Here is a 20,027-nt window from a genome sequence, read left to right on the forward strand (position 1 = left end):
CTATTAACCCCCTATGAAAGAAACCAAAATACTCTATATAGATAAGCGCCTCACTAAAGTTGAGCATTATATTGCTCATCTTTATCCACTTGAGCATCATACCGTCCTCGCCTATCCAATATGATCTCGGACGAACAACAATGACCTCCTCTCCACGCAGCCTGGCATCAACACTGTTTCCGGTCGGCCTGCTCTTGATTGCCATGGCATCCATCCAATCCGGCGCATCGCTCGCTAAGAGCATGTTCCCGGTCGTGGGCGCACAAGGTACTACTGCTTTGCGCTTGATTTTCGCCAGCGTGATCATGCTGGTTCTATTACGTCCGTGGCGCGCCAGGCTGACTGCAAAGTCTCTGCGTACAGTGGTCGTCTACGGCATGGCACTGGGCGGGATGAATTTTCTCTTCTATATGTCATTACGCAGTGTCCCTTTGGGCATTGCCGTAGCACTCGAATTCACAGGGCCGCTGGCCGTAGCTATCTATGCCTCCCGGCGAGCGGTTGATTTCCTGTGGATTGCCTTGGCGATCATCGGCCTACTCCTCTTGATTCCGATAGGAGAAGCCAGCAATGGCATTGACTTGCTGGGAGGTGCCTATGCGCTGGGTGCCGGTATCTGTTGGGCGCTTTACATAGTGTTCGGGCAGAAGGCGGGGAACGATAACGGCGTGCAAACCGCGGCCCTGGGCGTGATGATCGCAGCATTATTCGTGGCACCTATTGGCATCGTTCATGCGGGAACGGCATTGCTGACACCCGCCTTGATTCCGGTCGCCATCGGCGTGGCTATCCTCTCTACCGCGCTGCCTTACACCCTTGAGATGGTCGCACTCACACGCCTGCCGGCTCGCACTTTCGGCACCCTTATGAGTATCGAACCCGCATTCGGCGCACTCTCTGGTTTGCTCTTCCTACAAGAACATCTCTCCATCCCCCAATGGCTGGCCATAACCTGCATTATCCTGGCTTCGGTAGGTGCCACACTGACGATGCGCGACGAGTCCAAGCCGCTGGTTCCGTCGGATTGATTCATGGTTGAACGTAGCTCTGGTAATTGCCGCTCGTTTAAGCCATGTTTAGTGCTTAACGAACGTCACTCATGGAGTTTTTCGACAAGGACAGCGCGAACGCCAAGCTCGGCAGCGAGCACAGCCTGCTTCAAGTCTTACGAGGCGGCTTTTTAAGGATAGGAATGAGAAGAATATTGATACTGTTGATGGTCGTGGCGATTGCAGGCTGTGCCGCGACCACAAAAACAGAAGTAAAACGGGGCAAGAAAGGGCTGCATATCAACTGTTCTGGCCTGTCGTCCTCTTGGGAGCAGTGCTACACCAGCGCAACAAATTCATGCGGCACTAAGGGCTATCGGGTGATCGCGAAGTCCGGTGACAATTCCGAAGAACCTGGCGATTACCCCTTCGGCCTCAACCCGGCGGGTTACACCAGCCGCAGCATGATTGTCATTTGTAAGTAGCCGACTTTCAAAACGTGGGTCGACTTTATAGTCGCCCACGCCTTGAGAACCACAACCTTTAAATGGCCGACGTGCGTACCAGCAACCACTCAAGGCCAGCGCCACTGAGCAATGGACTCAAACGTTCACGCACCTGTTCGTGATAGGCATTGAGCCACTCGCGCTCATCCGTTGTCAGCAGCGAAGGCTCCAGACAACGGGTATCGATGGGACAGAGGGTCAACGTTTCGAATTTGAGAAACTCGCCAAACTCGGTCTTGCCGGCCTCACGGTTCAACACCAGGTTTTCGATGCGCACCCCCCAACGACCAGGCCGGTAGGTACCCGGCTCGATAGAGGTGATCATCCCCGGCTGCATCGCGGTCTGCGGCGCGGTAGCCGCCTGATAGGCAATCACTTGCGGGCCCTCATGCACATTGAGGAAATAACCTACGCCGTGCCCTGTGCCATGACCGTAATCCACGCCTTCGGCCCAGATAGGAGCGCGGGCAATGGCATCCAACAGCGGTGACAGAATCCCTTTGGGGAAGTGCGCGCGCGACAGTGCGATCACACCCTTAAGCACACGAGTGCAGTCACGTTTCTGCTCGTCGCTTGGCGTGCCGATAGGCACCATGCGCGTAATGTCCGTAGTGCCGCCCAAGTACTGACCGCCAGAGTCAATCAACAGCAAGCCGTCGCCCTCGATAACCGCATGCTCTTCTTCAGTGGCGTGGTAGTGGGGCATCGCGCCATTGGCGTTGAATGCCGCGATAGTGTTGAAACTCAGCGAAACATAATCGGGACGGCGGGCACGAGCTGCCGTCAAGTGTTCGTCGATCGTCAGTTCAGTGATGCGCTCGCGCCCAAGCGCGCCGTCCAGCCAAGCGAAGAATTCGCACAACGCGGCGCCATCCTGTTCCATCGCGCGACGGATATGTTCTGCGTCAGCAAGACTTTTGCGGGATTTGGCCAGCGTCGTCGGGTTTAGCCCCTCAATCAGCTTGACGCCGGCATCCAGGTTTTCCAGCAAACCGGCCGTCACGCGCGCGGGATCAACTTGCACGCTGGCACCCGACGGCACCGCACGCAGCGCCTGCGCTACCTCGCTGTAGTCGCGTAAAGTCACACCGTCCTGCTGCAGCACCGCACGCAACTCGGCATCGACTTTAGTCAACGCTACGAACAATGTGGCCTGCTGCTGACTGATCAGCGCAAAGGACACAAATACCGGATTGAACGACACATCACCGCCACGCAGGTTAAACAACCAGGCGATGTCATCCAGGGTGGCAATAAAATGCCAATCAGCGCCCTTCTCTTTCAGACTGGCGCGCAATGCGGCGAGTTTCTCGCCACGGCCAAGGGTCGCTTGGGGCGGCAGGTGCTGATAGATCGGTTGATCGGGTAAATTCGGCCGATCTTTCCAAACCTCATTGAGCAAATCGATATCCGTGCGCAACCGTGCGCCGCGCTCTGCGAGCTTGGCGCTCAAGGTTCGCGCCGAAGCAACCGCCATCACCGCACCGTCCACTGCCACTACACCCCCTTCGGGTGTTTGCTCGGTCAGCCACTCCAATGGCCCAGGCTGACCTGGCTGCAGCTTGACCAGCTCGATACCACTGCCTTTAAGTTCCTTGGTGGCTTGCTCCCAGTAACGGCTGTCAGCCCATACACCGGCGAAATCCGCCGTAACGATCAACGTTCCCACAGACCCATGAAAACCAGACAGCCACTGGCGCCCCTGCCAGTAACCCGGCAGGTATTCGGATAGATGCGGGTCGGCCGACGGCACCAGCAAGGCATCGACCCCCTTGCGGCTCATCAGTTCACGGGTATGCGCCAGGCGCTGGGGAACCGTTCCATGGGTCAAAGGCTGCATGCTCATTGTGTCTCCTGCTAACCACAAATAATTGTTATGCGTTGCGAATGAATATTCAGATGGCCCAGAAGGCCGGCGCACTGGCGAGTGCGGCCTTGATCAACTGTGCTGCCCGATCGATGTCCTGCTCAGAGGTAAACCGTCCCAGGCTCAAGCGAATCGTGCGACCGGCGCTACGGGCATCATGTCCCAATGCAAGAAGCACATGAGAAGGCGTATTACTGGCCGAGTTACACGCCGAAGTCGCGGAAAACGCAATGTCCGCACTCAGCGCAGCCGAATTGAATTCACCTTCGCCAAACGTAAGGCTCAGAGTATGGGGAATACGTTGGGTTGGGCTGCCATTGAGGCGCATCCCAGGAACACTGTCCAACTGATCCAACAAGCGTTGACGCAAGGCCGCGATCTTAAGCTGTTCTTCGGCGAACGATTCAGCGGCCAGGGCAAACGCCATCCCCATGCCGGCAATCTGATGGGTTGCCAGGGTGCCGGAACGCAAGCCGCCTTCATGCCCACCGCCGTGGATCTGCGCCAATACCTTCTGCTGCGCACGTGGGCCGACGTACAACGCGCCGATGCCCTTGGGCCCATACAACTTGTGCGCGGAAAACGACATCAGATCCACTGGCCACTGTGCCAGGTCAATCGCCACCTTGCCTGCCCCCTGCGCCGCGTCAACATGCAGCAATGCGCCATGCTTGCGCACGCGCGCGCCGATGGTGGGGATGTCATTGAGGGTGCCCAGTTCGTTATTCACCAGCATCAGCGACACCAGGAAGGTGTCTTCACGCAGCGCCTCACTCACCGCATCGGCGCTGATCAACCCGTCGGCGTCCGGTACCAAGTAAGTCACGGCCACGCCGGACTCCTGCAATTGCCGCGCGGTATCCAGAGTGGCCTTGTGCTCAATCTGGCTGGTGATGATATGCCCACCAGCCACTCCCCGCGCCTGGGTCACGCCCTTGATCGCCAGGTTGTTGGATTCCGTAGCGCCGGAGGTCCAGACGATCTGTTCGGGCCGTGCGCCCACCAACGCGGAGACCTGCTCGCGCGCCTGCTCCACCGCCTGCCTGGCCGCTTGGCCGAACGCATGGGAGCTGGACGCAGGGTTACCGAAATTGGCATTAAAGCCCAGGCATTCGACCATCACCTGGATGACCCGCTCATCCACCGGCGTGGTGGCGGCGTAGTCGAAATACAACGGACGTTTCGTCATAACGTTCAAACACTCGCAGAGCAGGTTCCCGAGAACAGCGTCTCAGGGGCATCGACCAGAACAAGAGGTCGTCAGGTTTACCCAATCGGATGCCATTGAAAAAGGACCACGTTATTTAAATGTGCGTAGGAACGCTCCTGAAATTGAGCTTAACAGGCTCGGACGGCGCCAAGGCAAACAAAAAGCCCGAGGTCCTTAAAGGAAACCTCGGGCTTTTTGCTACTGGACGCAGGCTCAACTGGGACGACCGTGCAGCGTGACGCTACGCTCGGCGTTCATTTCACCCTGACGATCAAAGCCGAACGGTTGCTGTGGCTGCCCCATCAAAGCGGCGCGCTGGCGTTGGTACTCATCAAAGGACAGCCCGCGACGACTGAGGGTTTCCAGCGCCAACTGCTTGGTTTCTTCCGCCGTGTAGGGACGCAATTCGGGCGAAGGGTGGCTCGCACAACCGCCCAGCACAGAGGCTACAAGTAATAAAGAGACAGCGAGAAATCGGTTCATGGCGACGGTCCTGTGGGTGGGGCTCAAGTCAATGAACACAGGCTACTCCCGCCTATTCACAGTGAAAAATCACCGTCTTCGATAGTTGCTATCAACCGCTCAGGCACTTTCTATAGCTACATAGTCTAATATTCTATTTTGATCTACCAATATGGAAATTGATTAATTTACGGAATAACAACAACCCTCTATAACAAGCCACAACATGTGCCCGCGCTCCCCCCATCGACGACATAAACCAGTCATGACGCGCACTGACAAGAGAGGTATCCATGCAGCTTCTGACCTTACCCTCCTCCCCAGCCCTGGCGACCTCTATCCGCGCCACGGCCCAGGTTTTCGAGGACCCGAAGTCTCAGGCCCTGCTCGCCCATATCCAGCAAGTAGCGCCCAGCGAAGCCAGCGTGCTGATTATCGGTGAAACCGGTACTGGCAAAGAGCTGGTGGCGCGCCACATCCATAACCTCAGCGCACGGCGTCACCGACCGTTCGTGGCAGTGAACTGCGGGGCGTTCTCTGAATCACTGGTGGAAGCCGAATTGTTCGGGCATGAAAAAGGCGCCTTCACCGGCGCCCTCACTGCCAAGGCCGGCTGGTTTGAGGAGGCCGATGGCGGCACGCTGTTTCTGGATGAAATCGGCGATTTGCCCATGGCGATCCAAGTCAAATTGTTGCGGGTGCTGCAGGAGCGAGAAGTGGTGCGCCTCGGTTCACGTAAGAGCATTCCGATTGATGTGCGCGTAGTGGCTGCTACTAATGTTCAGTTAGAGAAAGCCATCAACGCCGGACATTTCCGCGAGGACCTCTATTACCGTCTGGATGTAGTCAGCCTAGAACTCAGCCCATTGCGTGAACGGCCCGGCGATATCCTGCCGTTGGTGCGCCACTTTATCCAAACCTACAGCCAGCGCCTGGGCTACGGATCGGTGACTATCAACCACGAGGCGCAGCTCAAGCTGAAAAGTTACAGCTGGCCGGGCAATATCCGCGAGCTGGAAAACGTTATCCATCACACCCTGCTGATCTGCCGTAATGGCGTGATCGAGCGCGAGGATTTGCGCCTGTCGAATCTGCGCATTGATCGCCAGGACGACTCCGCGCACGCCCTCGACAACAGCGCCGAGGCCCTGCTGGAGCGCGCATTTCAGAAGCTGTTCGAAGAGCAGGCCGGTGCTCTGCATGAAAAGGTTGAAGACGCCCTGCTGCGCGCCGCCTACCGATTCAGCCATTACAACCAGGTACACACCGCCAACCTGCTGGGCCTGAGCCGGAATGTGGCCCGTAGCCGTCTGATCAAAATCGGTGAACTGGCGGTGAACAAACGTCGGCCAGGGGAAACCCTTCAAGGTGGGCGGATGCTGCACCTATCCGTTTAGACGACAGTGCAATGCGTTGTCGGGGCCACGTTCGAAACTCTGCAACACTTGGAAAGAACCGAAGGTAACCGCAGTGGCGCGATGGGCGCGAATCAGCGTCCAGAAGTCCTCATCGCCCTGCTCGAAACGCTGGAACGCCGCCTCGCCCTCCTCACGCGATTGCCATTGCAGGTAATTGAGCACGCGTCGCCCGTCAGCACTGATCTGGACGCTGGCGCTCAGAAAACCCTCCTGGCTCTGGGCCAGGCGCTCACTCTGGGTAGACAAGGCCGCCACCAGTGCCAATTGTTGCGGGGGCTCGACGTGGAATTCGATCAGTTGAGTGAAGCTGCGACTTTTCTCTATTACCTGCATGGACTGTCTCCTTTCTATGTAGGCAGAATCTTGCGATTAGATGCCACGCAGGGTAAAACCTCGAGTTAAGTCAAGGTCAAGCACTGATTCGGAGTTTTCATGCTCAATAAAGAACTGACCGTCGGCCAATTGGCTGCGCGCAGTGGTGTAGCCGTTACAGCCCTGCACTTTTACGAAACCAAAGGGCTTATCAAAAGTCATCGCAACGCCGGCAATCAACGGCGCTACCCGCGGGACGTATTGCGCCGCGTGGTAGTGATCAAAATCGCGCAACGCCTGGGGATTCCGTTGGCGACGATCGGCGAGGCGTTGCAGGCCTTGCCGGATGGCCGTACTCCTACGGCGCAGGATTGGGAGCGCTTGTCGGCGCAATGGCGCGAAGACTTGGATGAACGCATCCATAAACTGCAATTGCTGCGCGACAAGCTCAACGGCTGCATTGGGTGCGGATGCCTGTCATTGGAGGCGTGCCCGTTACGCAATCAGGGTGATCAGCTCGGCGAGCGCGGGCCAGGCGCGCACTTGCTCGAACCGGATTGACTGTCCTGGTCCACATCGCCGCCTCCCTGATTGGCGTGACCTATAGTGAAGTGGTCGGTAAACACCGGCGTCTTCCAATCCACCTGATCAAGGAGAGCGATATGAGCGTCAAACCTATCCCGGAAGGCTATCACCGCATCACGCCGTATCTGGGAATCAACGAAGCCGCTGAGGCCATCGAGTTTTACAAGACAGCCTTCGGCGCCCAGCAAATCATGCGCTTGGACATGCCCGACGGCAGGGTCGGTCACGCCGAGCTGCGCATCGGCGATTCGGCATTCATGCTGGGCTCGCCCTGCGAAGAAAGCGCTCTACACAGCCCAAACAACGGTCATACCAGTGTTGGCCTGCATTTATATGTAGAGGACGTCGATGCGCAGTATCAAAAAGCCATCGACGCCGGCGCTAAAATCATCTCCAGACCAAGCGACCAATTCTACGGCGATCGTTCCGGCACACTGCGCGATCCTTTCGGCCATGTGTGGTTCGTGGCGACGCAAAAAGAGTCTTTGTCTGAAGATCAAATTAAACAGCGCGCGAAGGCGTTGTTCCAGCAAAGCTGAGACCTTCGAGCTGTGTAGCACCAGGCTTGCTCGCCATGGAAGCCCGTTCGGCCATAGACGTCGCCGACCTGACCAGAGCAAGCCCCACCCCCCGTTTGTTGGGCGATATCAGGCAAGCGATAAGGCACGGATGAAAGCTTGAAACATTTTCTTTCATTTGTGCCTTAGGGATTTCTCATTCTCATCCGTCTTAACTTAGATACAGCCTGTCGCGTCAGCAAAAGCTACGACTGGCCTTTTCCGGGCCCGCATTGCCCCTCCGATCAAGACCCTCATTCACATGTCGAAGAAGTCGCGCTCCAAACTCTGGTTTCTCGTACACAGCTGGCTGGCGTTGCCCATCTGGTTTTTTGTACTGATCGTCTGCGTCACCGGCACCCTGGCGGTGGTCAGCCAGGAAATCGTCTGGCTGGCCAACCCTGACATCCGCGCGAGCAAACCGTCCGACGATGCCGAACCGCTGAGCTTTGACCAAGTGATCGCCGCCATCAAGCGCGACGATCCGCACGTCATCGTGCGCTCCATCATTCGCCCCGATGAATCGCACTTCGCCTTGAGTGTGGGCCTGAGCTATCCCGACGGACGTTCGGTGGAGGCGTATGCCAACCCTTATACCGGCGCGATCCAGGGCATCAGCCCTGCTTTCGATTTCCAGCAATTTACCCGCGCGCTGCACGGCTGGTGGCTGGTGCCTTTTACCAACGGCTACAGTTGGGGCTGGTACCTGGTTTCATTGCTCGGCTTGCCGTTGCTGGCGTCACTGATCACCGGCCTGGTGGTGTACAAGCGCTTCTGGAAAGGTTTCCTGCGCCCGACCTTGCGTATCCGCCATGGTGCGCGGATCTTCTGGGGCGACTTCCACCGCCTGAGCGGAATCTGGTCGATCTGGTTCATTGCGGTTATTTCCATCACCGGCACCTGGTTCTTGATCCAGGCGTTCCTGGGGGACAACCAGATCTCCATTTCCAGCGAACCCATCGTGCCGGTAATCGCCCGGGAGAAAGTACCGACATCCGCCCCTGGCGTACCGGCACCGATGATTCCCTTGGACGATGCCATCAAGATCGCCACCCAGCGCATTCCAGGGCTGGAAGCCAGCTTCGTATTCCTGCCGCTCAACGCTTACAGCCATCTGCAGATCGGTGGCCGCGGCTGGTACCCGCTGATGTTCCAGACCGCGCAACTGAACCCTTATGACGGCGATATCGCCGTTTCGCACCTGTTGTCCGACCGCACTGCCCTGGAGTTCGTCACCGAATCCATGCGCCCGCTGCACACCGGAGACTTCGGTGGCCTGTGGATCAAGCTGATCTGGGCGTTCTTCGGTCTGGTGCTGAGCATGATGGTATTGAGTGGCCTGCTGATCTGGACCAAACGCACCGCCCTGGCCACCGCCAATGCCCTCAAACGCAGCCACAAAGCGCCGCGCCAGGCCGCGTCCATCCCGGCCATGCAGGCTGAAACCCCGGAGACCAACCGATGAGCAAAGTCGCTGCCGCTGCACCGCCGTCGCCGCTGCGGGCGTTCTGGCTGAAATGGCGTTTCCATATCAACATCCTCCTCGTGCTGGTGCCGTTGGGCTTTATGCCCAAGTACTTCGCCGACGCCGCACTGTTTCGCGGGGACACCGGTATCGGCGAACGGGTAGCCGGTGAAGTGCAGGTCGGCCCCTGGAGCCTGACCCTCGCCGAGTTCCGTAACGAGGGCCCGCGCCCCGACCCGGCGGGCCCGATGAAATTTTTCAATGCTGCCCTGTGTGACGTCTGCGCCGATCAGGTCAAGGCCACTTATCTGCGTATCGGCAAACCCCGCAGCCTACGCGCCGCCGGCGTGATCTTCTTTGGCACGCCGTATCGCATGGGGGCCGGTCTGCCGGTGCCGGAGCGCACGCCGGTAGACGCCGAACTGTGGGTCACCATGGAAGGCTGGGACGGCACGATGCACCAGGGTTCCATCCCGCTGAGCCAGGCCTCCCCTGCCACCATTGCCTGGCTGAACAAGCAAGGAGTAAAACCATGACCTCGATCCTGCGCACCTATATCGCGCTGCTGTGTGTGGGCTTCAGCGCCACCGCCGTGGCCCACAATCCCATGTGCGAATGCAAGGAAATACCCGGCGAGCAAATCCAGTGCAAAGGTGGATTCTCCGATGGCAGCGGCGCGCCTGGCGTGACCTTGGACGTGATCGGCTACGACGAAACCATCCTGATGCCCGGCAAACTCGGCGAGGATTCGACCCTCACGTTCAAGAAACCTTCGGCCGAGTTCTACGTGTTGTTCGATGCCGGCCCTGGCCATGTGGTGGAAATCGATCAAGCGGATATCCAGCCCCAATGAGTACTACCCAGGTTGTACGCCCCGCTGGTGCCGGCCACGAAACCCTCTACGTTCTGCTGGTGTGCCTGATCATCCTGGCGGTCGCCGGGACGGTGGTGGCCCTTCACGGCGAGTCCCAGCAGGTTGCGACTCTGCCCAGCCATCAATTGGACGCGCGGCGCGACCTGAGCGCCGCCGAGCAAGGCATCTACGCCGACCTGCGCGTGACCCTGGATGAAATCCATCTGTTGCAACAAGAGCAGAGCGCCCTGCCGACGCCCGAGCAACTGGCCGAGGAAGGCTTCGCGCCGTTCGCTCAAGATGCCAGCTCGGTCAGCCGTGGCGATCACCGCTGGCAGTTGCTGACACCGTCGGCTTATCTGGGAATGAGCCAGGCACCTGGGGTGAGCGGCTCATTGCTGATGCGCGTGCAGGGCAGCGAACCGGATATCTGGCTCAACCGATCCAACGACATCGCCGCCCCTTCCGACCTCACTGACCAGGCGCTGATCGCAGCCGGCTGGCAACAGGTGGTCACGCAATTCGATGCCGGCGTGACCCGCCAGCACCGTCACTGAACGAGAAGACCGATTGCCCATGTCTATTTCATCTCCCCTGTTGCGCCTACTGCTGGTTGGCCTGCTCAGCCTGATGCTCACCCCTTTCGCCAACGCCGAAGCGGCCAAGCGCCTGCGCATCGGCATCACGCTGCACCCTTATTACAGTTACGTGGCCAATGTCGTCGGCGACAAGGCCGAGGTGGTGCCGCTGATCCCGGCCGGGTTCAACCCCCACGCCTACGAGCCGCGCGCCGAGGACATCAAGCGCATCGGCACGCTGGACGTGATCGTGCTCAATGGTGTCGGCCATGACGATTTCGCCGACCGCATGATCGCCACCAGCGAACGCCCCGACATCCCGGTGATCGAGGCCAACGCCAATGTGCCGTTGCTGGCCGCCACCGGAAACGCCGCGCGCGGCGCGGGCAAAGTGGTCAACCCACATACCTTCCTGTCGATCAGCGCGTCGATTGCCCAGGTCAACAACATCGCCCGCGAACTGGGCAAGCTCGACCCCGACAACGCCAAGACCTACACCCAGAACGCCCGCGCCTACGGCAAGCGCCTGCGCCAGATGCGCGCCGACGCCCTGGCCAAGCTCACCAGCGCGCCCAACCCAGACCTGCGTGTCGCCACGGTGCACGCGGCCTACGACTACCTGCTGCGTGAGTTTGGCCTGGAAGTCACCGCAGTGGTCGAGCCAGCCCACGGTATCGAACCCAGCCCAAGCCAGTTGAAGAAAACCATCGATGAACTGCGCGCCTTGGATGTGAAGGTGATTTTCTCGGAGATGGATTTCCCGTCCACCTACGTCGATACCATCCAGCGCGAATCCGGGGTCAAGCTGTACCCGCTCTCGCATATTTCCTACGGCGAATACAGCGCTGAAAAGTATGAAGTGGAAATGACCGGCAACCTCAACACCGTGGTCCGTGCCATTCAGGAGTCAGGCGCATGACCGCCGCCGAACAGCTGAACGTCGCCAGCATCGGGCCGACCCTCGACTTCGACAAGGTGTCGCTGACCCTGGGCCGTACCGCGATCCTGGCCGAGGTGAGTTTTCAGGTCCAGCCGGGCAGCATCCACGCGCTGGTGGGACCAAACGGCGGCGGGAAAAGCTCGCTGATCAAGACCTTGCTGGGGCAGACACCGCACCAGGGCCGCTTGAGTCTGGCGTGGCCGTCCTCGCCCGGCACCATCGGCTATGTCCCCCAGGCCTTGGAGTTCGACCGAGGTTTGCCGATGACCGTCGACGATTTCATGGCTGCAATGTGCCAGCGGCGCCCGGCGTTTCTTGGCCTGTCCCGGCATTACGCGGCCGCCATCGGCGAGGCGCTGGAGCGGGTGGGCATGCAGGATAAGCGCAAGCGCCGCATGGGCGCGTTATCCGGCGGCGAACGCCAGCGCGTGCTGCTGGCCCAGGGCCTGATCCCGGCCCCCCAATTGCTGGTGTTGGATGAACCGATGTCGGCCCTCGATGAGGCCGGTATCCAGGTGTTCGAACGCCTGCTCAACGACTGGCGCCTGGCTGGCATCACCGTCCTGTGGATCGAACACGATCTGGAAGCGGTTGGCCGCCTGGCAGATCGGGTAACTGGTCTGAACCGCCGCGTGCTGTTCGATGCCACGCCCAAAGAAGCGCTGACGCCTGACCGCCTGCTGACCCTGTTCTCTACTCACCCTCGGAGCACGGCGCCATGAGTTATGAAGCATTTCGCCTGATGGTCCAGGGCTGGGCTTCTTCGGGTTACCTGCCGGAAGCCTTGGCCTACGGCTTTGTAGTCAACGCATTGCTCGCGGGCCTGTTGATCGGCCCGGTATTGGGTGGACTGGGCACGCTGGTGGTAGTCAAACGCTTTGCGTTCTTCTCCGAAGCGGTCGGCCACGCCGCGCTGACCGGCGTAGCCGTGGGCATTCTGCTCGGCGAGCCCTACACCGGGCCGTACGGCAGCCTGTTCGGCTACTGCCTGTTGTTCGGCATCCTGCTCAACTACTTGCGCAACCGCACCGGGCTGGCGCCGGACACCTTGATCGGCGTGTTCCTGTCGGTTTCCCTGGCATTGGGCGCGAGCCTGCTGTTGATCCTGGCGGGCAAGATCAATGTACACATCCTGGAAAACGTGTTGTTCGGTTCGGTACTGACGGTTAACGGCAACGATCTGCTGGTGCTGGCGATTGTCGGTTCCCTGGTGATGGCCCTGGCATTGCCGCTGTACAACCGCATCATGCTCGCCAGCTTCAATCCCCAACTGGCGGCCGTGCGTGGCGTGGCAGTGAAGACTTTGGATTATCTGTTCGTGATCCTGGTGACACTGATCACCGTGGCGGCGGTCAAGGTCATCGGCGCGATCCTGGTGGGCGCGCTGCTGGTGATTCCGGCGGCGGCGGCGCGGCTGTTGAGCCAGTCGCTCAAAGGGTTTTTCTGGGTCTCGGTGGTGATCGCCACCGTCAGCACCCTCTGCGGCATTCTGCTACCGATCATATTTGACCTGCCCATCCCCTCCGGCGCCGCGATCATCCTCGTCGCCGGTATCGCCTTCGCCTGCGCGGCCATCGCGCGGGGCGTCGTCCCCAGCCTGAAAGGGAACCTTGGATAATGCGCTTCGTTCTACACCCTCTGACTCTGGCCTTCGCCTGCCTGATCGCCACACCGCTGATGGCGACCGAATCGGTGAAACCGGCGGTGCACGCCGCCAAACCTGTGAAAGTGCTAGCCTCGTTGCCCATCACCTATGGCCTGGCGGACGTGTTGCTCAAAGGCACCGACGTGCAGCTGGAACGTGCCGCGCCGGCCAACCTACCTGGCACGCGACAGGTATCGTATTTCACGGGGCGTGGCGCATCGGCGCTCAGCACATTGGCCCAAGACGCCGACGCCGCCATCGGTTTGCGCTCGCTATGGCCGGATGACGCGCTGTACCCGGTGGCGCGACGCAGCAATATCCGTATCGTCGAAGTGGATGCCGCGCGTCCGGTGGACGGGGGGTTGCCGGGAATCGCCGTGCAACCCGGCGCCACTGACGGTTTGAACAGCCAACCCTGGCAATCGAGTAACAACCTGGGCCGCATGGCCGATGTAATGGCCGCCGACCTGAGCCGTCTGGCGCCGGGGGCGAAAACGAAGATCGACGCCAATCTCGCCGCCCTCAAGCAACGCTTGCTCAAGCTCAGCGCCGACAGCGAGGCACGCCTGGCCAAGGCGGACAACCTGAGCGTGGTCAGCCTGAGCGATCATTTCGCCTATCTGATCAGCAGCCTGAACCTGGAAGCGCTCAGCACAGACCCCCGCCCTGACACCGAGTGGACGCCCGACGCGTTGCGCAAACTCACCGCTGACCTGAAGGACAACGACGTCGCCGTGGTGCTGCATCATCGTCAGCCGAGTGAGGCGGTAAAAGCCGCAGTGACAGCAGGTGGCGCGCAGCTTCTGGTACTCAACGTCGACGGCGCGGACCCGGTGACGGAGTTGGAAAACAATGTGGATCAGGTGATCAAAAGCCTTACGCCGCGCGGCTAAATGACAGCGGTCTTAAGGGGGACTTGGATTGGCCGCTGTTCACTCAGACGACATCCACCCCCACGTGAATCGCATCATGCCGCCAAAACTCCAGATCGCAGTCGATCAGACGCTGGTGCTGGTCATAGTTGACCCGGGCAATGCGCAGGCCGGGGCTGCCCACCGAGACGCGCAACGCAGCGGCCGCCTCCACGGGCAGTGAGGTCGGGACGATCTCGAAACGCACCCGCCCGTAATGCACGTCGTACTTGCGTGCGTACAGCTCAGTCATCGACTGGGTCAAATCACACGCCAGGATTCCGGGAAAATACTGCGGGTTCAGGTAGTGCTCTACATACAACACCAAACGCCCATCGATCCGCCGGCCCCGGCAGATCTGGATCACGCTGGACAACGCCGGCAACTGCAGCCAGGCGCACACCGCCGCCGAGGCCGGTTGCAAGCGTGCGCTGAGTACTTCGGTGGACGCCACCCGGCCCTGATCACTGACCATCGCGTGAAAGTGGCTGCGCTGCATCAGGTTGTAGGCCAGTCGCGGCGGCGATACAAACCAGCCACGGCGTTCCTCGCGATAGATCTGCCCTTGAGCCTCCAGTTGTAACAAGGCTTCCCGCACGGTTATGCGAGTGGTACCAAACAACTCGCTGAGCTTGCGTTCGGCAGGCAATTTGTGGCCGGGGGGCAATAGACCGTGATCGATCTGCTCCTGCAGCGCCAGGCCAATGGAAGTCACCGCCTTGATTGCTTCATCACGCATCAACGTTACCTATCTGGACTAGACCAGCACCGTTCAGGTGCATAAAGCGCTCGATAAATGGGCCCTTGTTACTGCGTGTCAGCCTAGGCATTACAAATGACCGAGAGATGACAGCACCTGCCGGGGTGGCATACCACACTCTGCAATACATCGGCCAAGTCCAGTCAATGCGGGCCCTGGGGCATGGTCTACGCTAAGTTTGCGCTGACCGACATCAACGCTTTAAAAACGACATCGACATGAAACTGTCATCCATCGAGCCTAGATTGGCTCAGGTATTGCTGACCTAGACCAAACCACCGCAATCGTTCGTAAAAACGCAGCGTTGTTAACGCCCATAGGAGCTTCGGATGAAACAGCTTTTCCTGGCATCACTGTTAGGCTCGACCATTGCCATGTGCACCGCCGCCATGGCTGCCGATACCGATCTAAAAACCCTGGAAGCCGCCGCGAAAGCGGAAGGCGCCGTCAACAGCGTCGGCATGCCCGATGACTGGGCCAACTGGAAAGGCACCTGGGACGATCTGGCCAAGACCTACGGCATCAAGCACATCGACACCGACATGAGTTCCGCCCAGGAAATCGCCAAGTTCAAAGCCGAGAAGGACAATGCCAGCGCCGATATCGGCGACGTCGGCGCTGCCTTCGGCCCGATTGCGGTGAAGCAGGAAGTGACCCAGCCTTACAAACCGTCCACCTGGGCACAGGTGCCGGATTGGGCAAAAGACAAGGACGGCCACTGGGCGCTGGCGTACACCGGCACTATCGCGTTTATCGTCAACAAAAAGCTGCTGCACGGCTCTGAAGTCCCCCACAGCTGGGCCGACCTGCAAACCGGCAAGTACAAGGTGTCCGTGGGTGACGTCAGCACAGCGGCACAGGCGGCCAACGGCGTATTGGCAGCAGCTATCGCCAACAAAGGCGACGAGAAGAACATTGCCCCTGGGCTGCAGTTTTTCACCAAGATCGCCCAGCAAGGGCGCCTCTCACTGTCCAACCCGACCATCGCCACCATGGAAAAAGGCGAAGTCGAAGTGGGCATCGTCTGGGACTTCAACGGCCTGAGCTACAAAGCCAAAATGGCCAACCCGGATGACTACGTGGTGCTGATCCCATCGGACGGCTCGGTGAAATCCGGCTACACCACCATCATCAACAAATACGCCAAGCACCCGAATGCGGCCAAGTTGACCCGCGAGTACATCTTCAGCGATGCCGGCCAGCTCAACCTGGCCCGGGGCAATGCACGCCCCATCCGTGCCGAAACCGACCTGAAACTGCCGGCCGATATCGCCAAGAACCTGATCCCGGGCGAGCAGTACACCAAGGCCAACCCACAGCCGATCAAGGACGCCGATGCCTGGGAAAAAACGTCCAAGAAGTTGCCTCAGCTGTGGAACGAGCAGGTCATCGTAGAGATGAAATAAGCCTGTCGCCCACATTGGAAATCCACTGGAGATCCAATATGGGAGGGGGCTAGCCCCCTCCCATACTTTTGACCTCTTTCCTCCTGAGGAATTGAGTCAAGTCTATTGCTGCGGAGCGCTCTCCCCCATGAAGCACAACGTCATCCTTGTCGTGCTCGACGGCCTGAACTTCGAGGTTGCAAGGCACGCCATGGGACATTTGCAAGCGTATGTCAGCGCAGGACGCGCAGCCCTCTACAAACTGGATTGTGAACTGCCCGCGCTGTCCCGCCCGTTGTACGAATGCATCCTCACCGGCGTACCGCCGATCCAGAGCGGTATCGTCCACAACAACGTCTCGCGCCTGTCCAACCAGCGCAGCCTATTCCATTACGCCACCGCCGCCGGCCTTAGTACCGCAGCGGCGGCTTATCACTGGGTCAGCGAGCTGTACAACCGCACGCCGTTCATGCCTGCGCGGGACCGTCATACCCACGACCCGGCGCTGGCGATCCAACACGGGCATTTCTACTGGAATGACCACTACCCGGACTCCCACCTGTTCGCCGATGCCGAAAGCTTGCGGCTCAAGCACACGCCGAACTTTCTGCTGGTGCACCCGATGAACATCGACGACGCCGGCCACAAACATGGCCTCGACACCGCGCAATATCGCAACAGCGCCCGCTCGGCCGACATCATCCTGGCCGATTACCTGCAAGGCTGGCTCGATGCCGGCTACCAGGTGCTGGTGACCGCCGACCACGGCATGAACAACGACCGCTCCCACAACGGCCTGCTGCCGGAAGAGCGCGAAGTACCGCTGTTTGTGCTTGGCGATGCCTTCAGCCTGGATGCCGGCGCAGCGCCGAAACAAACCGAGCTGTGCGGCACTGTCTGCGAATTATTGGGCGTGCCCCACGACAAGCCTGTCTGCCGGGAGTTGCTCAAGTGAATGCCATGACCCGCGGCAAATATCTGGCCCTGCTGTGCCTGATGCCTTTTGCACTGTTCTTTATCGTGTTCGAAATCGCGCCGTTGGTATGGGTGCTGATCAACAGCCTGCAAACCGAAGAGTCCGGCTGGGGCGTGGACAACTTCACGCGGATCTTCAGCTCCAAGTTCTACCTGCAGGCCATCCAGTACAGCCTGGAGATCAGTTTCTACTCCAGTGTGTTCGGGATCATCATTTCCGTGCTGGGCAGCTACTCGCTGCGCCGGGTGGACTCGCCCCTGCGCAACTTCGTCACCGCCTTCGCCAACATGACCAGCAACTTCGCCGGCGTCCCCCTGGCCTTCGCCTTCATCATTCTGTTGGGGTTCAACGGCAGTATCACGATCATGCTCAAGCAGGCGGGCATCATCGAAGACTTCAACCTGTACTCGAAAACCGGGTTGATCATCCTCTATACCTATTTCCAGATTCCCCTCGGCGTGTTGCTGCTCTACCCAGCCTTCGATGCCTTGCGCGAGGACTGGCGTGAGTCGGCAGCGCTGCTGGGCGCCAGTGGCTGGCAGTTCTGGCGACACATTGGCCTGCCGGTGCTCACACCCGCGCTGCTCGGCACCTTCGTGATCCTGCTGGCCAATGCCCTGGGCGCCTATGCCACGGTGTACGCATTGACCACCGGCAATTTCAACGTCTTGCCGATCCGCATCGCCGCGATGGTGTCCGGGGATATCTCCCTGGACCCGAACATGGCCAGCGCCCTCGCCGTGGTCCTGGTGGCGTTGATGACCGTGATCACCGTGGTCCATCAATTGCTGCTCAAGAGGAGCTACCATGTCTCGCGCTGAAGCCGGCCCGGCCTCCCTCTACCATCGCGTCATGGTGTACCTGCTGTTTGCCATTCTGGTACTGCCGTTGGTGGGCACGTTTATCTATTCGATTGCCAGCAGTTGGTCGGCGACCATTCTGCCGGCCGGTTTTACCCTGAAATGGTATGTGCAGCTGTGGAGCGACCCGCGCTTTCTGATGGCCTTCGGTCAATCATTGGTAGTGTGCGTGGGCGCGCTGATCCTGTCGGTGGTGCTGATCCTGCCGCTGCTGTTCGTGGTGCATTACCACTTTCCCAAACTCGACGCGCTGATGAATATCCTGATCCTGCTGCCGTTTGCGGTGCCGCCGGTGGTGTCGTCGGTAGGCTTGCTGCAGCTTTACGGCTCCGGGCCGATGGCGATGGTGGGCACGCCGTGGATCCTGATCGGCTGCTACTTCACGGTCGCGCTGCCGTTTATGTATCGGGCGATCACCAACAACCTGCAGGCCATCAACCTGCGCGACCTGATGGACGCCTCGCAACTGCTCGGCGCCAGCACCTGGCAAGCCGCAATCCTGGTGGTGCTGCCCAACCTGCGCAAAGGCCTGATGGTGGCACTGTTACTGTCGTTCTCGTTCCTGTTCGGTGAGTTCGTGTTCGCCAACATCCTGGTGGGCACCCGCTACGAAACCCTGCAGGTGTACCTCAACAATATGCGCAACAGCAGCGGCCACTTCACCAGCGCCGTGGTCATTTCCTACTTCTTCTTTGTACTGGTATTGACCTGGGTCGCCACCTTCTTGAACAAGGACAAAAGCCAATGAGCTTCGTCAGCGTGCAACATCTGCAGAAAAGCTACGCCGGCACGCCGGTGTTCAGCGACATCAATTGCGAAATCGCCAAGGGTGAATTCGTCACCCTGCTCGGCCCGTCCGGTTGCGGCAAATCGACCCTGCTGCGCTGCATCGCCGGCCTGACAGCCGTGGACAGTGGGCAAATCCTGCTGGATGGCCAGGACATCGTTCCGCTGAGCCCACAGAAGCGCCACATCGGCATGGTGTTCCAGAGCTATGCGCTGTTCCCCAACATGACCGTCGAGCAAAACGTCGCGTTTGGCCTGCGCATGCAAAAGGTCAACGCCGCTGACAGCCACAAGCGCGTGCAGGAAGTACTGCAACTGGTGGAACTCAAAGACCTGGCAGGCCGTTATCCGCACCAGATGTCCGGCGGCCAGTGCCAGCGTGTCGCCCTGGCCCGCTCTCTGGTGACCCGCCCACGCCTGTTGCTGCTGGATGAACCGCTGTCGGCGCTTGATGCCCGGATTCGCAAGCACCTGCGCGAACAGATCCGCGAGATTCAGCGCGAGCTGGGGCTGACCACGATTTTCGTGACCCATGACCAGGAGGAAGCGCTGACCATGTCCGACCGCATCTTCCTGATGAACCAGGGCAAGATCGTGCAGAGCGGCGATGCGGAGACGCTCTATACGGCGCCGGTGGACGTATTCGCCGCCGGTTTTATCGGCAACTACAACCTGCTGGACTCCGACACGGCTAGTCGCTTGCTGCAACGCCCGATCAGCGGCCGCATCGCGATTCGCCCGGAATCCATCGAACTGAGCCGCAGCGGCGAACTTGACGCACTAGTGCGCAGCCACAGTCTGCTGGGCAACGTGATCCGCTATCGTATCGAAGCCCGCGGCGTAGAGCTGGTGGTGGATGTGCTCAACCGTTCGGCGCAGGATCTGCACCCTGACGGCCAGCGCCTGGCACTTTCCATCGACCCCAGCGCGCTATGTGAAGTAGCCTGAGCAGTGATTTATTG

Annotated in this window: 24 protein-coding genes; 18 read left to right on the forward strand and 6 right to left on the reverse strand. The window is 59.6% G+C overall.

Annotated features, from left to right (window positions below):
* A partial coding sequence (locus YA0848_RS36205; protein ID WP_232925207.1) for a hypothetical protein occupies positions 1-205 on the reverse strand: 205 nt, incomplete at its 3' end.
* Between YA0848_RS36205 and rhtA the strand changes: the two genes are divergently transcribed.
* Positions 141-1,028 (forward strand): threonine/homoserine exporter RhtA, encoded by an 888-nt coding sequence (rhtA, locus tag YA0848_RS29165; protein WP_169903286.1) that lies wholly within the window; start codon positions 141-143, stop codon positions 1,026-1,028. The genes YA0848_RS36205 and rhtA overlap by 65 nt on opposite strands.
* 164 nt (positions 1,029-1,192) lie before the next feature.
* Positions 1,193-1,474, forward strand: coding sequence for a hypothetical protein (locus YA0848_RS29170; RefSeq protein ID WP_034096797.1), 282 nt, complete (start codon positions 1,193-1,195; stop codon positions 1,472-1,474).
* Between the two features lie 58 nt (positions 1,475-1,532).
* On the opposite strand, the gene YA0848_RS29175 is transcribed toward YA0848_RS29170, so the two are convergent.
* From YA0848_RS29175 to YA0848_RS29185, 3 genes are all read right to left on the reverse strand, one after another.
* The gene (locus YA0848_RS29175; protein ID WP_034096753.1) at positions 1,533-3,341 is read right to left on the reverse strand and encodes an aminopeptidase P family protein; all 1,809 of its coding nucleotides are present in this window, start codon (positions 3,339-3,341) and stop codon (positions 1,533-1,535) included.
* 49 nt (positions 3,342-3,390) lie between these two features.
* On the reverse strand, positions 3,391-4,551 hold the full coding sequence (locus YA0848_RS29180) for a cysteine desulfurase family protein (RefSeq protein WP_169903234.1): 1,161 nt from the start codon (positions 4,549-4,551) through the stop codon (positions 3,391-3,393).
* A 234-nt stretch (positions 4,552-4,785) separates the two neighbouring features.
* On the reverse strand, positions 4,786-5,055 hold the full coding sequence (locus YA0848_RS29185) for a hypothetical protein (RefSeq protein ID WP_034137655.1): 270 nt from the start codon (positions 5,053-5,055) through the stop codon (positions 4,786-4,788).
* A gap of 272 nt (positions 5,056-5,327) precedes the next feature.
* Between YA0848_RS29185 and YA0848_RS29190 the strand changes: the two genes are divergently transcribed.
* The gene (locus tag YA0848_RS29190) at positions 5,328-6,431 is read left to right on the forward strand and encodes a sigma-54 interaction domain-containing protein (protein ID WP_040266418.1); all 1,104 of its coding nucleotides are present in this window, start codon (positions 5,328-5,330) and stop codon (positions 6,429-6,431) included.
* Here the strand turns inward: YA0848_RS29190 and YA0848_RS29195 are convergent.
* Positions 6,420-6,785 (reverse strand): antibiotic biosynthesis monooxygenase family protein, encoded by a 366-nt coding sequence (locus tag YA0848_RS29195; protein WP_034096749.1) that lies wholly within the window; start codon positions 6,783-6,785, stop codon positions 6,420-6,422. The genes YA0848_RS29190 and YA0848_RS29195 overlap by 12 nt on opposite strands.
* Positions 6,786-6,884: 99 nt before the next feature.
* On the opposite strand from YA0848_RS29195, the gene soxR reads away from it, so the two are divergent.
* From soxR to YA0848_RS29245, 10 genes are all read left to right on the forward strand, one after another.
* Positions 6,885-7,325: a redox-sensitive transcriptional activator SoxR gene (soxR, locus tag YA0848_RS29200; RefSeq protein WP_034096748.1), complete on the forward strand. Its 441-nt coding sequence runs from the start codon at positions 6,885-6,887 to the stop codon at positions 7,323-7,325.
* 101 nt (positions 7,326-7,426) lie between these two features.
* Positions 7,427-7,888 carry a VOC family protein gene (locus tag YA0848_RS29205; RefSeq protein WP_034112802.1) on the forward strand — a complete coding sequence of 154 codons (462 nt, stop codon included), beginning with the start codon at positions 7,427-7,429 and terminating at the stop codon, positions 7,886-7,888.
* A 280-nt stretch (positions 7,889-8,168) separates the two neighbouring features.
* Positions 8,169-9,371 (forward strand): PepSY-associated TM helix domain-containing protein, encoded by a 1,203-nt coding sequence (locus YA0848_RS29210; protein WP_034096746.1) that lies wholly within the window; start codon positions 8,169-8,171, stop codon positions 9,369-9,371.
* A complete protein-coding gene (locus tag YA0848_RS29215) occupies positions 9,368-9,907 on the forward strand; it encodes a hypothetical protein (RefSeq protein WP_034096745.1) in 540 nt (179 codons plus the stop codon). Before YA0848_RS29210 ends, YA0848_RS29215 begins: the two co-directional genes overlap by 4 nt.
* The gene (locus tag YA0848_RS29220) at positions 9,904-10,224 is read left to right on the forward strand and encodes a hypothetical protein (protein WP_034112764.1); all 321 of its coding nucleotides are present in this window, start codon (positions 9,904-9,906) and stop codon (positions 10,222-10,224) included. The genes YA0848_RS29215 and YA0848_RS29220 overlap by 4 nt, the downstream gene beginning before the upstream one ends.
* Entirely contained in the window at positions 10,221-10,781 is a 561-nt protein-coding gene (locus YA0848_RS29225) for a DUF6162 family protein (RefSeq protein ID WP_099313164.1), read from the forward strand. The genes YA0848_RS29220 and YA0848_RS29225 overlap by 4 nt, the downstream gene beginning before the upstream one ends.
* A gap of 19 nt (positions 10,782-10,800) precedes the next feature.
* Positions 10,801-11,721 (forward strand): metal ABC transporter substrate-binding protein, encoded by a 921-nt coding sequence (locus YA0848_RS29230; protein WP_034112760.1) that lies wholly within the window; start codon positions 10,801-10,803, stop codon positions 11,719-11,721.
* On the forward strand, positions 11,718-12,464 hold the full coding sequence (locus YA0848_RS29235) for a metal ABC transporter ATP-binding protein (protein WP_034096741.1): 747 nt from the start codon (positions 11,718-11,720) through the stop codon (positions 12,462-12,464). Before YA0848_RS29230 ends, YA0848_RS29235 begins: the two co-directional genes overlap by 4 nt.
* Positions 12,461-13,360: a metal ABC transporter permease gene (locus YA0848_RS29240; RefSeq protein WP_040266411.1), complete on the forward strand. Its 900-nt coding sequence runs from the start codon at positions 12,461-12,463 to the stop codon at positions 13,358-13,360. Before YA0848_RS29235 ends, YA0848_RS29240 begins: the two co-directional genes overlap by 4 nt.
* A complete protein-coding gene (locus YA0848_RS29245; protein WP_169903235.1) occupies positions 13,360-14,280 on the forward strand; it encodes a metal ABC transporter solute-binding protein, Zn/Mn family in 921 nt (306 codons plus the stop codon). The genes YA0848_RS29240 and YA0848_RS29245 overlap by 1 nt, the downstream gene beginning before the upstream one ends.
* A gap of 43 nt (positions 14,281-14,323) precedes the next feature.
* Here YA0848_RS29245 and YA0848_RS29250 read toward each other — a convergent pair whose 3' ends face one another.
* Positions 14,324-15,037 carry a UTRA domain-containing protein gene (locus tag YA0848_RS29250; protein WP_034112756.1) on the reverse strand — a complete coding sequence of 238 codons (714 nt, stop codon included), beginning with the start codon at positions 15,035-15,037 and terminating at the stop codon, positions 14,324-14,326.
* 350 nt (positions 15,038-15,387) lie between these two features.
* Here YA0848_RS29250 and YA0848_RS29255 point away from each other — a divergent pair, with 350 nt between their 5' ends.
* The 5 genes from YA0848_RS29255 to YA0848_RS29275 all read left to right on the forward strand — a co-directional run bounded on the left by YA0848_RS29255 (position 15,388) and on the right by YA0848_RS29275 (position 20,013).
* Positions 15,388-16,464, forward strand: a complete 1,077-nt coding sequence (locus tag YA0848_RS29255; protein ID WP_169868300.1) for an ABC transporter substrate-binding protein — start codon at positions 15,388-15,390, stop codon at positions 16,462-16,464.
* A 127-nt stretch (positions 16,465-16,591) separates the two neighbouring features.
* The gene (locus YA0848_RS29260; RefSeq protein WP_034096736.1) at positions 16,592-17,398 is read left to right on the forward strand and encodes an alkaline phosphatase family protein; all 807 of its coding nucleotides are present in this window, start codon (positions 16,592-16,594) and stop codon (positions 17,396-17,398) included.
* Positions 17,399-17,403: 5 nt separating this feature from the next.
* On the forward strand, positions 17,404-18,240 hold the full coding sequence (locus YA0848_RS29265; RefSeq protein WP_167389863.1) for an ABC transporter permease: 837 nt from the start codon (positions 17,404-17,406) through the stop codon (positions 18,238-18,240).
* A complete protein-coding gene (locus YA0848_RS29270; RefSeq protein WP_103387496.1) occupies positions 18,227-19,027 on the forward strand; it encodes an ABC transporter permease in 801 nt (266 codons plus the stop codon). Before YA0848_RS29265 ends, YA0848_RS29270 begins: the two co-directional genes overlap by 14 nt.
* On the forward strand, positions 19,024-20,013 hold the full coding sequence (locus YA0848_RS29275; protein WP_034096733.1) for an ABC transporter ATP-binding protein: 990 nt from the start codon (positions 19,024-19,026) through the stop codon (positions 20,011-20,013). Before YA0848_RS29270 ends, YA0848_RS29275 begins: the two co-directional genes overlap by 4 nt.
* The last annotated feature ends 14 nt before the right edge of the window (positions 20,014-20,027 follow it).

Source organism: Pseudomonas sp. S4_EA_1b (assembly GCF_016307435.1).
Classification (GTDB): domain Bacteria; phylum Pseudomonadota; class Gammaproteobacteria; order Pseudomonadales; family Pseudomonadaceae; genus Aquipseudomonas; species Aquipseudomonas rhodesiae.